The 13,065-nt window shown below is 70.1% G+C and carries 13 protein-coding genes and 2 pseudogenes; 4 read left to right on the top strand and 11 right to left on the bottom strand.

Annotation, left to right across the window (positions count from 1 at the left end; translation table 11 throughout):
* Positions 1-72 precede the first annotated feature (72 nt).
* The 7 genes from ACFU3E_RS30095 to rplU all read right to left on the bottom strand — a co-directional run bounded on the left by ACFU3E_RS30095 (position 73) and on the right by rplU (position 10,018).
* Positions 73-2,205 carry a hypothetical protein gene (locus ACFU3E_RS30095; protein WP_384165097.1) on the bottom strand — a complete coding sequence of 711 codons (2,133 nt, stop codon included), beginning with the start codon at positions 2,203-2,205 and terminating at the stop codon, positions 73-75.
* Between the two features lie 173 nt (positions 2,206-2,378).
* Complete coding sequence (locus ACFU3E_RS30100; protein ID WP_384165100.1) at positions 2,379-3,875, bottom strand: D-ribitol-5-phosphate cytidylyltransferase; 1,497 nt, start codon at positions 3,873-3,875, stop codon at positions 2,379-2,381.
* Between the two features lie 570 nt (positions 3,876-4,445).
* Positions 4,446-5,996, bottom strand: a complete 1,551-nt coding sequence (locus ACFU3E_RS30105) for an alkaline phosphatase D family protein (RefSeq protein ID WP_384165103.1) — start codon at positions 5,994-5,996, stop codon at positions 4,446-4,448.
* 221 nt (positions 5,997-6,217) lie between these two features.
* Complete coding sequence (locus ACFU3E_RS30110; protein WP_384165106.1) at positions 6,218-7,711, bottom strand: FG-GAP-like repeat-containing protein; 1,494 nt, start codon at positions 7,709-7,711, stop codon at positions 6,218-6,220.
* A 176-nt stretch (positions 7,712-7,887) separates the two neighbouring features.
* Complete coding sequence (gene obgE, locus ACFU3E_RS30115) at positions 7,888-9,324, bottom strand: GTPase ObgE (protein WP_384165108.1); 1,437 nt, start codon at positions 9,322-9,324, stop codon at positions 7,888-7,890.
* A gap of 104 nt (positions 9,325-9,428) precedes the next feature.
* Positions 9,429-9,683, bottom strand: coding sequence for a 50S ribosomal protein L27 (gene rpmA / locus ACFU3E_RS30120; RefSeq protein ID WP_003990207.1), 255 nt, complete (start codon positions 9,681-9,683; stop codon positions 9,429-9,431).
* A gap of 14 nt (positions 9,684-9,697) precedes the next feature.
* On the bottom strand, positions 9,698-10,018 hold the full coding sequence (gene rplU / locus ACFU3E_RS30125) for a 50S ribosomal protein L21 (RefSeq protein WP_031130898.1): 321 nt from the start codon (positions 10,016-10,018) through the stop codon (positions 9,698-9,700).
* Between the two features lie 264 nt (positions 10,019-10,282).
* On the opposite strand from rplU, the gene ACFU3E_RS30130 reads away from it, so the two are divergent.
* From ACFU3E_RS30130 to ACFU3E_RS30140, 3 genes are read left to right on the top strand one after another with little or no spacing between them, the layout of a single operon-like run.
* Positions 10,283-10,444 carry a hypothetical protein gene (locus tag ACFU3E_RS30130; RefSeq protein ID WP_384165113.1) on the top strand — a complete coding sequence of 54 codons (162 nt, stop codon included), beginning with the start codon at positions 10,283-10,285 and terminating at the stop codon, positions 10,442-10,444.
* Complete coding sequence (locus tag ACFU3E_RS30135) at positions 10,441-10,662, top strand: hypothetical protein (protein WP_384165116.1); 222 nt, start codon at positions 10,441-10,443, stop codon at positions 10,660-10,662. Before ACFU3E_RS30130 ends, ACFU3E_RS30135 begins: the two co-directional genes overlap by 4 nt.
* The gene (locus ACFU3E_RS30140) at positions 10,659-10,850 is read left to right on the top strand and encodes a PIN domain-containing protein (RefSeq protein ID WP_384165119.1); all 192 of its coding nucleotides are present in this window, start codon (positions 10,659-10,661) and stop codon (positions 10,848-10,850) included. The genes ACFU3E_RS30135 and ACFU3E_RS30140 overlap by 4 nt, the downstream gene beginning before the upstream one ends.
* Before the next feature lie 369 nt (positions 10,851-11,219).
* Here ACFU3E_RS30140 and ACFU3E_RS30145 read toward each other — a convergent pair.
* From ACFU3E_RS30145 to ACFU3E_RS30160, 4 genes and pseudogenes are all read right to left on the bottom strand, one after another.
* Positions 11,220-11,414 (bottom strand): annotated as a pseudogene (locus tag ACFU3E_RS30145) (transposase family protein); the annotation flags it as partial.
* Positions 11,415-11,742: 328 nt separating this feature from the next.
* Positions 11,743-11,910, bottom strand: a complete 168-nt coding sequence (locus tag ACFU3E_RS30150; RefSeq protein WP_384165122.1) for a hypothetical protein — start codon at positions 11,908-11,910, stop codon at positions 11,743-11,745.
* Between the two features lie 5 nt (positions 11,911-11,915).
* Complete coding sequence (locus ACFU3E_RS30155; RefSeq protein WP_384165125.1) at positions 11,916-12,152, bottom strand: hypothetical protein; 237 nt, start codon at positions 12,150-12,152, stop codon at positions 11,916-11,918.
* Positions 12,149-12,424: a hypothetical protein gene (locus tag ACFU3E_RS30160; protein ID WP_384165128.1), complete on the bottom strand. Its 276-nt coding sequence runs from the start codon at positions 12,422-12,424 to the stop codon at positions 12,149-12,151. Before ACFU3E_RS30160 ends, ACFU3E_RS30155 begins: the two co-directional genes overlap by 4 nt.
* Before the next feature lie 38 nt (positions 12,425-12,462).
* Here ACFU3E_RS30160 and ACFU3E_RS30165 point away from each other — a divergent pair.
* Positions 12,463-13,065 (top strand): annotated as a pseudogene (locus ACFU3E_RS30165) (site-specific integrase); the annotation flags it as partial.

The raw sequence follows: 13,065 nt of genomic DNA on the forward strand, positions 1-13,065 counted from the left end.
AACGGGGAAACGAAAGGGTTCGGCCCCGAGGAGAACTCCTCGGGGCCGAACCCTGTGCTCTGCGGGCGTAGTTCAGCCCGTACCGACACCGTCCGTGTCACCGGCGGCGGACACCCGCTGCCCGGGCACGGCGTTCGCCAGCTCGGCCTCGGCCCCTGCGGCCGCCGCCCGTGACTCCTGGCCGACGTTGCGCGTCTCGGCCTTGAGGGCGAGGTTCGCGACGGCGGTGTTGAACTGGTCGAGGGATGTCGGCTCGTCCGGGCCCAGCAGGTACTGCTTGAGCTCCTTGCGGTCCCCGGCCAGCGGGTCGGCATCCGGGGTGCGGACCGCGCCGAGCAGCTCGCCCAGCTCGGACGCGCTGTTGGAGAGGATCACCGCGGCCCGCACGGCCGTGTTGTTCCGCTTGAACTCCTCGACGCCCACCTCGGCGGAGTCCGTGACCGCGTACGGCTTGCCGCTCGCGATGAAGTCGGAGACCACGCTGGAGATGTCGGAGACCATCGCGTCGGAGACGTTGAAGCAGTCGTACAGCCGCGGCTCCGGGCCGGTGATGACCCGGTGCTCCCAGGACGGGAAGGAGCGCCAGTAGGCGTCGTTCCACTCGGCGCGCAGCCGGGCGGCCTCCTCGTGCCGGGCGGCGTCGACCAGCCCGTCACGGGTGGTCTCGGCCTCGTCGCCGCGGTCACCGCCGGAGCCGGACAGCTGGGCGAGACGCGCCTCGATCCGCTCCAGCTCGGCCTTGGCCTGCGCCTGGCCGGCGGTGTCGGCGATGAAGCGCGGGTTGATGGCGCGCTCCGCGGCGGCCTTCTGCACCAGGGCGGTGATCCGGCGGTGCGCGGCGCCGGCCTCCTTGCTGACGGTGCCGGTGAAGGGGTGCGGCTTGTACAGGACACGGACCGGCGGGTCGGCCGCGACCAGCTTCTGCACGATGTTCTCGCCCGCCAGCACGATCGAGGTGTTGCCCGGGTTGCCGTCCCAGCCCTCCCAGGTGGGGGCGTACAGCACGGTCGGGCAGCGTCCGTCGGCGTCTCCGTCGCGGGGACCCTCGGGCACGCCCTGCCAGGTCTGGATCGGGGCGAGCTGCGGGCGGCCGACCTCGACGATGTCGTCGTCGCGGACACCGACGTCGGCGATGGCGTAGCGGTCGCGGCCCGCGCGGCCGGCCGTCCACACCTCGTCGTAGACCTTGCTGTACGGGTTGACGCTGGCGAGCTTGTCGCTGTCGCCATGGCCGATGAAGACGTGCTTGATGGTGGGCACGCGCAGCATGTGGATGTTCTTGCCGACGTTGGCCGCGTAGAGCGCGACGCGCACCGTGGACAGGTCCAGGTTCATCAGGTGCACCCCTCCGGGCACGCAGATGACGGGGACCGTGGTGGGCGCCAGGTTGTTCAGGATGGCCCGCTCGCGCAGGATGATCAGCGGCTTGGACTCCAGCTTCTCCATGGTGTCGAGCCACATGTTGACCTGGTAGGCCGAGTCCTTCGATCCGGAGAAGTACAGGACCGTCTCCGGCTTGTACTCGCCCAGCCAGTCGTCGACGGCGGCCAGGACCTTCTCGGCGTTCGGCGGGATCCTCCGGCCGCGCACGTACGGCACGAGCGCCAGGACGTACAGGGTGGCCAGCGCCACCGTGATGCCGATGCCGATGAAGCCGATCAGGGCCGACTTCACCTGCGCGGCGACCAGGATGCCGACGACCGCCGCGAGGTCGAGGTGGAGCATCTTCTCGGCGGAGCGGTGCAGCAGCCCCCGCGGCGGGGCGTCCGGAATGCGGATGCGGGAGGCCAGGTCGACGTTTCGGCAGGCCACCGGCATGCGGCGGCGGTTGCGGATCAGCTGGACCAGCGCGCCGTGCGGGGCCTGGAGACCGTAGAAGGCGATGAAGCAGGCGATCGCCCCGTAGTAGATCAGGTTGTCCGCGAGGGAGAGCCGGGCCAGCAGCAGGACGAGGAGCAGCTGCCGTATCAGGAAGCGGATCGACAGGCCGGCCCGCACCTTGCCGAGACGGTTGATCAGATAGCTGCCCTTGCGGTGCAGATAGTGGTCCGCCAGGTACGTCACGGCGGCCGCTGCCGCGAAGGCGGGAACGCTCGGGACGAGCGCGGCCAGCATGAGGGCGGGGAAGCCCGCCACCATGAGGATCGCCGCGGCCAGCTCGGCCGCGCTGCCCACCCGGGCGACGCGAATAGCGGTGGATATCACGGAGAAACCTGCTCTTGGGAGGGGTGTGCCGGTCTTGGTTCTGGAATGCGGCTGGTCTGTGAATATTCGCGGGACTGTATGGATTCAGGCCCCTGCGAACACTCCTGTCGACGAAAGCCGTCGACAGAAGGGCGCAGAGGCCTGAATTACTGAAGTCTATTTGGCGCCAATTATTACACGCCGTCCTGCCGGTCCAGTACCGAGGCCAGCGCCTGCTCGAAGCCGGAGGCCCGGGCCGCGCCGGCCGTCGGGTCCTGCTGGCGGACGTCGATGACGTGGCCGGTCAGCTCGGAGAGCAGCACGTCGAGCGAGGTGCGGGCCACGGCCTCGGAGGACAGCAGGGAACCCGCGGGCTCCTGGCCGAACGCCTTGGTGCGCATGGGGGTGGCGGTGCGCTCGGGGTTGATGCAGTTGACGCGGACGCCGTCGCCGGCCCACTCGTCGGAGAGCGCCTGGGTGAGGTTCACCATGGCGGCCTTGGTGGAGGAGTACAGGCTGTACTCGGCACGGCCCCGGGTGTAGCTGCTGGAGGTGTAGAGCAGCAACTGGCCCTTGGTCTCGGACAGGTACTTGTACGACGACCGGGCGATCTGCACCGGGGCCAGGTAGTTGACCTTCAGCGCCTCCTCGATGGTGGCGTTGTCGGTCTCGGCGAGCTTGCCTATGCGCAGCACGCCCGCGGTGTTGACCACGTAGTCGATGCGGCCGGTCTCGGCGTACGCCTTGGACAGCGCGTCGTCGACCTCCTCCGGGTTCTCCACGTGGGTGCCGGTGGTCGACCGGCCCAGCGCGTAGACCTTGGCGCCGTAGGACTCGGCGAGCTCGGCGATGTCCTTGCCGATGCCGTAGCTGCCGCCGAAGACCACGAACGTCTTGCCGGTCAGCAGCTCGCGGTAGGCCTCCTCGGAGACCTGCTCGGGCGCGGCCGTGGAGGCGAGCTGGAAGAGCTTGTCGGCGATGAAGACGTCGACCGGCTGGGTGACCTTCATGTTGTACTCGTCACCCGCGACGACGTGGATCGGCACGTCCGGCAGGTACTTGAGAACGACGGAGCAGTCGTCGGTGGCCTGGAAGTTGGGGTCGCCGGCGGCGACCTCGTAGGCCCGCTTGATCGTGGACAGCTTGAAGGCCTGCGGCGTCTGGCCGCGGCGCAGCCGGGAGCGGTCCGGGATCTCGGTGATGAACTCGCCGTCCTCGCCGTGCGTGCGCGTGACGATGATGGTGTCCGCGGACGGGATGGCCACGTCGACGGCCTGGTAGCGCTCCAGGGCGACGACACAGTCGTCGATGACGCGCTGCGAGAGCAGGGGGCGCACGGCGTCGTGGAAGAGGACGTTGGCGTCCTCGCCCTCGGCCAGGCCCTCGCCCAGCGCGGCGATGGCGCGCTCGGTGGTCTCGTTCCGCGTGGAGCCGCCCTCGATGACCTTCGAGACCTTCGTGAATCCGGCCTTCGCGACGATCTTCTCGATGTCGGGCACGTAACCCGGAGCCATCAGCACGATGATGTCGTCGATCGAGTCGGTGTTCTCGAAGGTGGTCAGCGTGTGCTCGATGACTGCCTTGCCGGCGATCTTCAGCAGCTGCTTGGGGATCGACAGACCCACGCGCTGGCCGGTGCCACCGGCCAGGATCACTGCGGTGGTACGGGGCTTGGCTATGTGCTGGGACACAGGTGACCTACCTTGGGGCGACAGGGAACTCGGAAATGGTCCCACTTGTGGTTACCGCAATGCAAGGTGAGCGCCCTCCACCGCATATGTGCGCGCAACCTCTCATTCACCTGGCGACACTGGCTTGATTGCGAGAAGGCTGCGCGAGCCCCGGGAAATCCGCTGTGAGTAACTGCACAGAAGCTCAGCGACAGCGGAGCCGCCTGGGGCGGCGGTGACCGGGGACCCTCACGGTTCCTTGGACGATGTCCAGTGCACGGTACGCGCTTTGACGGTGCCCCGCGCACCGCGCCCGCCGCTCGCGGGGCCGGTACCGGGGTCGCGGTGCGCGGACCTTCGGGCCCCGGGACACACGGCGGCACGCGTTCTTCAAGGAGAGCCGACGGCGAATACGGCTCTCCCGGCAGCTGTTTGCCGTGGAATTCCCGGTCGGGAATCCGCGGCATTCCGGTCTCGGCGGGAGCGGTACGCCGCGGGACCGGGTCGGACTTCTCACACGCCCCGCCCGCCCCGTACGACGAAGTGCCCGGGACTCCGAGGAGTCCCGGGCTCCGGGAGTGACGGACCGGGTCAGACGACCTCGACGCCCGGGCGGCCCGCCTCGACCCTCAGGCGGGCCAGCGTGCTCGGGGCCGCCGTGGGCCGCCGGACCGTGTCGACCACCCTGACCTGGGCGTCGATACGGTCGCGGCGGACGTCGAAGAGGTGGTAGCCGCGGTGCGCGTCGAGCAGCTTCCAGTGCGGGTTGTCCGGGCGCCGCGGGTCCCACTCCTTGCGGAAGGCCTCCTGGTCCTGGTCGCCGTTGCTGGAGACGGAGGTGCCGACGAACTCGGCGCCGACGACCCTGGAGCCCGGGTCGGCGTAGTCCTCCTTGAGGTCGCTGATCATCGTCAGGTGCCGGTCGCCGGAGAGCACGACCGGGTTGCGGACCTGCTTGAACTCCGCCATGAAGCGGTTGCGTTCGGCCTGGTAGCCGTCCCAGGCGTCGTAGAACCAGAGCTTGCCCTCGCCGACCTTGAGGTCCGTCTCGGCCATCATGATCTGGGAGGCGATGAGGTTCCAGCGGGCGGGCGAGTCCTGCAGTCCGTTCAGCAGCCACTGCCTCTGCCGCGCGCCGAGCATGGTCAGCGACGGGTCCTGGGCGCCGGCCTGGCTGGTGGCCTGGTCGCTGCGGTACTGCCGGGTGTCGAGGACGTTCAGACGGGCCAGGCGGCCGAACTCCAGGCGGCGGTACATCCGGATGTGCGGGCCGTTCGGGACGGCGGTGGCACGGACCGGCATGTGCTCGTAGAACGCCTGGTAGGCCGCGGTGAGCCGGGCCACGAACGCGTCGTGCGGCTGCTTGTCCGGGTCCTGCGGGATCTCGCCGGCGAAGTCGTTGTCCACCTCGTGGTCGTCGAAGGTCACCACGAAGGGCGCGTTGGCGTGCATCGCCGCGAGGTCCGGGTCGGTGCGGTACTGGGCGTACCGGTTGCGGTACTGGGTGAGGCTGAACGGTTCACCGGTGCCCTCGTGCCGCCGTACGCCCGTCGCCGAGGGCGTGGACTCGTAGATGTAGTCACCGACGAACACCACGACGTCCGGGTCCTGGTCGAGCATGTCTGCGTATGGCGTGAAATAGCCGTGCTGCCAGTTCTGGCAGGAGGCGAGGGCCATGCGCAGGGAGCCACCGGAGCTGTAGGGGTGGGGCGCGGTGCGGGTGCGGCCGACGGGTGAGAGCTGCCCGCTGGTGCGGAAGCGGTACCAGTACGCACGGTCCGCGCGCAGCCCTCGTACGTCCACGTGAACGCTGTGCCCGTACTCGGGCCGGGCCTGGGCGGTGCCCTGCCGGACGAGCTTTCTGAACCGGTGGTCCTCCGCGAGCTGCCACTCCACCGGCACCACCCGGTCGGGCATGCCGCCGCCGTTCAACGGGTCCGGGGCGAGCCTGGTCCACAGCACGATGCCGTCGGGGAGCGGGTCGCCCGAGGAGACGCCGAGGCTGAACACGCCGTCGGGCAGCGGCGTCCCGGCCGCGCGGGCTGCGGTCGGCAGCCACAGCTGGGCGGAGGCCGCGGCGCCGAGCACCGCGGCACCGGCGGTCAGAAAGCGGCGTCGGTCGGGGGATACTGCTCCGGTCATCGGCTGACTCCCTTACCTCGCTGGCCACGTGGACACGGGGAAGCTTCACGCTCGCGGGCGGTCCGCCCGCTGAACGCCGGGATTCGCGTACATGACAACTAAGCAGACAAAGAGAGACTCGCCGCCAGCACCGGAACAAGCCGTTGCCGAGGCGAGTCTGACAGGTGATCAGCCGGCGGCGCCGGAGCCGAGCCGGGCGCCCGTGGCAGGAGCCCCGCTTGTCAGCGGGCGAAGGCCGCCCCGAGGGCGGAGCCGTCCGCCACGGTGCCGAGGGTGCCCGCGCCGAAGCTGACCGAGCCGGTGGCGACGGGCGCGTCGACCGGGTTGCGGAACGCCCAGACGCCACCGTCCCGGTTCTCGCCGACGGCTCCGGCGAACAGCTCGGCGCGGCCGTCGCCGTTGACGTCGAGCAGTTTGGTGTCGGCGCCGAAGAAGTCGTTCTGCTCCGCCGTCCCCGGGACGCCGGCGGTGTTCTGGTTCATGGAGTACGCGCCATGGGCGGTCAGCCCGGACTTCCCGCCCTTCAGGACGGTGATCTGTCCGGCCGCGTAGACCTCACCGATGCTCTCGCTGCCGCTTCCGGTGCTGACGTCCGCGTAGCCGTCGCCGTTGATGTCGCCGACGGAGATGCCGCCCCCGAAGCCGTCGCCCCACTCCGAGCCACCGGGCACGCCGGGGGTGTCCTGCGTGATGATCGCCGTACGGGAGGTGTCGGGGCCGTCGGCCGAGCCGTGGACGACGCCGATCTGACCGCCCTTCAGCAGCGGGTCTTCGAGCGGGACTTCGCCCGAGCCGTCGAGGCGGCGGCCGATGACGAGGTCGGCGTACCCGTCCTTGTCCACGTCGCCGATGCCGAGGCTCTCGCCGCCGCGCATCCGCGTGCCTTCGGGGTTCTGCACCGGGGCCGGGGCGCTCAGGCCGTCCGGGGTACCCCGCAGATAGACGGCACGGCGGTGCCTGGCGTCCGGGTCGTGCAGGTCGTCGTCGCTGCGGTCGTGGATGAGCCCGACCAGGTCCGTGATCCCGTCGTGGTCGATGTCACCGGCGGCCACGTCGTCCGTGAGGTAGTCGGCCTCCAGGGCGAGCTTCCGGCTGCTCGCGGCGCCGCTGGTGCGGTCGAACGGCCCGTACAGCAGGCGGTTGCCGGTGGCGAGGTCGAGATGGCCGTCACCGTTGAAGTCGCCGAGCGCCTGCTGGAGCGGGTCGACCCGGTCGTCCTCGGTGCCGGTGGCCACGGCCGTGCCGCCGGACAGGCCTTGCGGCCCGCCCCACAGCACCGCGAGCGTGCCGGCGTTGACGACCTCCCCGGCGTCCTCGCCCTGTGCGCCCACGACCAGGTCGGCGTAGCCGTCCCCGTCCAGGTCACCGGCCGCGAGACCCTCGCCGTAGGAGTCCTCGGCCTCCGCGACTCCGGGTATGCCCGGGGTGTCCTGGCTGATGACCTGCTTGTGGGCGAGGTCGATGCCCTTGGCCGAGCCGTACACGACGGCCACGTAGCCGGCGCGGGCCTTGCCGCCCACCTTCCCGCGCGGGGCGGCGACGGCCAGGTCCTGGTAGCCGTCGCCGTTGAAGTCGTCCTGGAGCTTCGCCGCGGACGCCGGGGCGGCGGGAGCCTCGGCGGCGTTCGCGACCGTGGGGGCGGTGACGGCGGCGACGACGGCGACGGCCACCGCGGCTCCTCGGCCGATCCTGCGCTGGGCAATGGGCTGGGGCACGTCAACTCCGGTGATCGGATGGGCAGTTGCACGCGGAGAGGAGCAAGATCCTCATCCACGCTGCCCAGTACGACTCACCTGAGAGCGACTTGGTTGCCTCAGGATCCGTTGCGGACGTGCCTTCCGCTGACCGACGGTCCGCGACGGATCAGCCCAAAAAGACGCGACCCGCCCGATCAGAACGGCTCGAAATCGTCGAACTCCTGCTGCGACTCGTCCCGCTCGGCCTGCCGGTCCCTGCGGCGCTGCGCGGCCGGCCGCGCCTCTTCGAGGCGGTGGTCCTCGCCACGCCGGCCGAGCATCTCGGCCCCGGCCATCACGGACGGCTCCCAGTCGAAGACGACCGCGTTCTCCTCGGGGCCGATGGCGACGCCGTCGCCACCCCGGGCGCCCGCCTTCATCAGCTCCTCCTCGACACCGAGCCGGTTGAGCCGGTCCGCGAGGTACCCGACGGCCTCGTCGTTGTTGAAGTCGGTCTGGCGCACCCAGCGTTCGGGCTTCTCACCGCGCACCCGGAACAGGCCGTCGGCCTCGCGTGTCACGGTGAAGCCGGTGTCGTCCACGGCCTTGGGCCGGATCACGATCCGGGTGGCCTCTTCCTTGGGCTTCGCGGCCCGCCCCTGTGCCACGAGCTCCGCGAGCGCGTACGACAGCTCCTTGAGGCCCATGTGCGCCACGGCCGACACCTCGAACACGCGGTAGCCGCGCGCCTCCAGGTCGGGCCGCACCATCTCGGCCAGATCCTTGCCGTCCGGTACGTCGATCTTGTTCAGGACGACGATCCGCGGCCGGTTGTCCAGCCCGCCGTACTGCCGCAGCTCCTCCTCGATGATGTCGAGGTCGGAGGCCGGGTCACGGTCCGACTCCAGGGTCGCGGTGTCCAGGACGTGCACGAGCACACTGCACCGCTCCACATGCCGCAGGAACTCCAGACCCAGGCCCTTGCCCTGGCTCGCCCCGGGGATCAGCCCGGGCACGTCGGCGATCGTGTACACCGTCGAACCGGCCGTGACGACACCGAGGTTCGGCACGAGCGTGGTGAAGGGGTAGTCGGCGATCTTCGGCTTGGCGGCGCTCAGCACCGAGATCAGCGACGACTTGCCGGCGCTCGGGTACCCCACGAGGGCCACGTCGGCGACGGTCTTCAGCTCCAGGACGACGTCCCGCAGGTCCCCCGGCTCGCCGAGCAGCGCGAAGCCGGGCGCCTTGCGCCGCGCGGAGGCCAGCGCCGCGTTGCCGAGCCCGCCCCGGCCGCCCTGCGCGGCGACGTACGAGGTGCCGTGCCCGACCAGGTCGGCGAGGACGTTGCCCGCCTTGTCCAGCACGACCGTGCCGTCCGGCACCGGCAGGACGAGGTCCTGCCCGTCCTTGCCGGAGCGGTTGCCGCCTTCGCCGGGCTTGCCGTTGGTGGCCTTGCGGTGCGGGGAGTGGTGATAGTCGAGCAGCGTGGTGACCGACTGGTCGACGGTGAGGATCACGTCCCCGCCGCGCCCGCCGTTGCCGCCGTCCGGCCCGCCGAGGGGCTTGAACTTCTCACGGTGGACGGAGGCACAGCCGTGGCCTCCGTTACCCGCGGCGACGTGCAGCTCGACGCGGTCCACGAAGGTGGTCATGGGATGTGCCTCCAGTTACTACGGGGAATGTCTCTTGAGTAACACGCGAAAGGCGGACCCGCTTCCCCTGGGGGAAGTGAGGTCCGCCTCGCGAAAGATTCCGATCAGGCGACCGGAACGATGTTCACGACCTTGCGGCCACGGTGGGTGCCGAACTGCACCGAACCGGCCTCGAGGGCGAACAGCGTGTCGTCGCCGCCACGGCCGACGCCGGCGCCCGGGTGGAAGTGGGTGCCACGCTGACGGACCAGGATCTCACCCGCGTTGACGACCTGACCGCCGAAGCGCTTCACGCCGAGCCGCTGGGCATTGGAGTCGCGACCGTTCCGGGTGGACGATGCGCCCTTCTTGTGTGCCATTTCTCCTCAGTCCCTTACTTCGCAGCCGCGGGGATCTCAGTGACCTTGATCGCCGTGTACTGCTGGCGGTGGCCCTGGCGACGGCGGTAACCGGTCTTGTTCTTGTAGCGCAGAATGTCGATCTTCTGGCCCTTGTGGTGGTCCACGACCTCGGCCTGGACCTTGATACCGGCCAGCACCCAGGGGTCGCTGGTCACGGCGTCGCCGTCGACAACGAGCAGGGTCGAGAGCTCGACCGAGTCGCCAACCTTGGCAGTGGAAATCTTGTCAACCTCAACGATGTCACCGACAGCAACCTTGTGCTGACGGCCACCGCTGCGCACGATGGCGTACACGCGGGACTCACTCTCTCGCTCGGGAAACGGCACCCCCGCAGTCCAGCCGCCCCGCGCACGCGCGGACGGCCTCTCCCGGTCACGGTCCGCGCCCGGGAGGAAGAGGTTTACGGGGATGTGGCATGTCAGCCGACACACCGACGCTCAAGGTTACGGGCCTGCTCGCAAGGGGTCAAACCGAGCCTCGGCGACGCTCTCGGCCGGCCACGCCCCTGCGGGTCCGCAGGGGCGTCTCCCGAGTGCCCGCAGGCGCATGCTTTCGGGGTGCTCCTGGTACCGCGGCAGTGGGCGGAAGTGGAGCGCGGCGAGCGCCCCCGCCGCCGGTTCCGCACGACCGGCGTCTTCGACGGCGAACCCGACCTCGCGGTCCGCTCCAAGGAGATCGTCCGCGATGCCTGGGCCAGTGAGGAGCCCCGGAGCGCGTGATCGTCATCGACACGGGCCCCGTGGTGGCGGCCGCCAACCGCAAGGACGACTACCACCTGCAGTGCGTCGACCTGCTCCAGAACTTCCCCGGCCCGCTCCTGCTGCCCACCCCACTGCTGACCGAGATCGGCTACATGCTCGCCAGTCGTGCCGGGGCCAGGGCGGAGGCCGATTTCCTGGGCGAGTCGCGGACGGCGTCTACGAACTGGTGCCCGTGACCTCCTCCGAGGTCAGCCGGGCCGCCGACCTGGTCGAGCAGTACGCGAGCCTGCCCCTGGGTACCGCCGACGCCTTCGTCGTCGCGGTCGCCGAGAAGTACCGCGCGGTCAACATCGCCACCCTGGACCGCCGCCACTTCAGCGTGGTGCGCCCGAGTCACCTCCCCACATTCACTCTGCTGCCGTAGCCGGGCCGCCGCGCTGACGTGCCCGATCGCGCAGGGGTCGGCAGGGTCTTGGACCGGTGTCCTGTCCGGTGCTTCCCCCGGCGACCCGTTCGCCGGGCAGGCCGTCCTCGGGCGTCGAGGCGGGGTCGGTGCGCTTGCCGGTCCGGCGGCGCGGAGGGGTCTGCCGACGACGGGCCGCCGGGGACATCGCTCCCCGCCGGGGGCGGGGCAGGCCGCCGCCCCCGGTGAGCCTGCGCGACGCACGTGAAGGGTCGGCCCCTGGTCGGCCCTGTGCCTGCGATCCGGCCGTAGGACGGTCGTAGGCGACAACTTGCTGTGCGACGCGGACTCGGTGAACGAGCGGCGGTCGCAGTCGAGTTCGGTGCAGTGCCAGCGTGCCTTGCGCCACCGGATACTCACCGGGCGCCCGCCGCAGGACAGGTGTCTGGGGGCGGTGGTGCGGTAGTCCTTGAACCGGGTGGCGAAGACCCCGCACGAGGGGCAGGCCCTCGCGGACTCCTCGTTCGTCACGACGTACACCGTCGATCCGCCCGCCTTGTCGTCCTTGACCTGCGTCACACTCACCCCCTCCAGCCCAAGCAGTCGCGTCGCAGCCTCGTTGGTCCCGGTATCGTCGATGCTCAAGCCCGTGGGTTCTTCGTGATCGGTTGCCTAGACAACAACCATGATCACGAAAGCCGGCTCCTTGCGTCCGGGGCACCCACACTTCGCCGGCCTCACACAGGGTGACAGTCGAGCTCTCTCGTCGCCACCGCACCCCTGCAGCCCCTCCCCGCCTGCGTTTTCGCAGGTCATCGGTGATTTCGTGCTCCGCCGGCATCCGTGGCTGTGCCCTGGCGTCCGCGTTTGTTGCCGTCAGCGCTGCCGTCAGGGGTGTAGACCGCTGGTCGGGCTACGGCAGGAGGGTCAGCGCGGGGACGTGGGCGGGCTTGACGACGCTGAAGTGCCGCCGGTCGAGGGTGGCCACCCGGTCCACGTCGAAGCGCTCGGCCACCGCGATGACCGAGGCGTCGACCCCGCCGAGCGGGAAGTCGGCGTACTGGAGGACCAGCTCACCCATGCGCGTCAGGTCGGCGGGAGTGAGGTGCACCAGCTCGAATGTTCCCCGTGCGGCCTCGGCGAGGAACGCTGCTCGACCTTGGGCCAGCGCTCCAGCAGCCAGCAGACCTCGGTCATGACCGGGCTGGGCAGCAGACGGCGGCCGGTCAGCGAGGCCAGCAGGGAGGCGCACTCCGGGTGACGCCGGTCGGCCGCGTTGAACGCTGCAGCCAGGGGGCCGGTGTCCAGGACCGTGGCGATCACGCCGAGTCGCCGAAGCGCTCGCGCATCCGCTCGCGGATGTAGTCGTCGTGCCGTTCAGCCAGGTCCTCTGGGCCATTCACGCTGCCGATCAGGGCCAGCAGCCCGGCCGGGACCGACTCCTCGGCCTCGTTCGCGTCGACTGCCGGCAGTGACTTGGCGACCTGGGACAGTTCCTCATCCTGGCTGACGAGCAGGCGCAGGCGTCGCACCTGGGTCGGGGTGAGCCGGTCCACCAGGTGGTGCATGTCCTCGTAGTCGTATGCAGCGGTCACGCCAGCAGTGTAGGACGGTGCCGCGACCTCGGACAGCTCACGCGCTATACGAACTCGCCCTGCGCACCGGCCTCCGCAAAGGCGAACTCCTCGGCCTCCATTGGGAAGATCTCGACCTCGACGGAGGCACCGCCACCATCCACCGTTCCCTCCAGCGCACCCGTAGCCAGGGCCTGACCGTCCTGCACACCAAGACCCGCGCCTCCGAACGCCGCATCGCCCTCCCCACCGAATGCGTCCACTTCCTCAAGAACCACCGGGAGCGCCAGCAGGAGGAACGTCGAGCCGCCGGAACTACCAGGTCAGACAGCGGGCTCGTCTTCACCACCCCGACCGGCGGCCCTCTCGACCCCGCCAATCTCACCCGCCGCTTCGGCCGACTCCTCAAGCGGGCCGGGCTCCGTCGAATCCGCTTCCACGACCTCCGCCACTCAACCGCGACCCTCCTCCTGGAACAGGGCGTCGACCTCGTCGTCATCAAGGAACTCCTCGGCCACGCCCACATCGGCGTCACCGCCGGCGTCTACGCCCACGTACGACTCCGCCTCCAACGCGAAGCCATGACCGCCCTCGGAAACGCCCTTAATACTCCAGCAGCGGTTCGTGTCCTGAGCTGCGTTTTCGGTAGTGGCAGCGGCGGG

Source organism: Streptomyces sp. NPDC057424, from assembly GCF_042803315.1.
In the GTDB taxonomy this organism is placed as follows: Bacteria; Actinomycetota; Actinomycetes; order Streptomycetales; family Streptomycetaceae; genus Streptomyces.

Coding starts and splice junctions, on each gene's coding strand:
- ACFU3E_RS30105 (WP_384165103.1), bottom strand. CDS start 5,996: ATGACCGGAGCAGTATCCCCCGACCGACGCCGCTTTCTGACCGCCGGT.
- obgE (WP_384165108.1), bottom strand. CDS start 9,324: ATGACCACCTTCGTGGACCGCGTCGAGCTGCACGTCGCCGCGGGTAAC.
- rpmA (WP_003990207.1), bottom strand. CDS start 9,683: ATGGCACACAAGAAGGGCGCATCGTCCACCCGGAACGGTCGCGACTCC.
- ACFU3E_RS30150 (WP_384165122.1), bottom strand. CDS start 11,910: ATGGGTGAGCTGGTCCTCCAGTACGCCGACTTCCCGCTCGGCGGGGTC.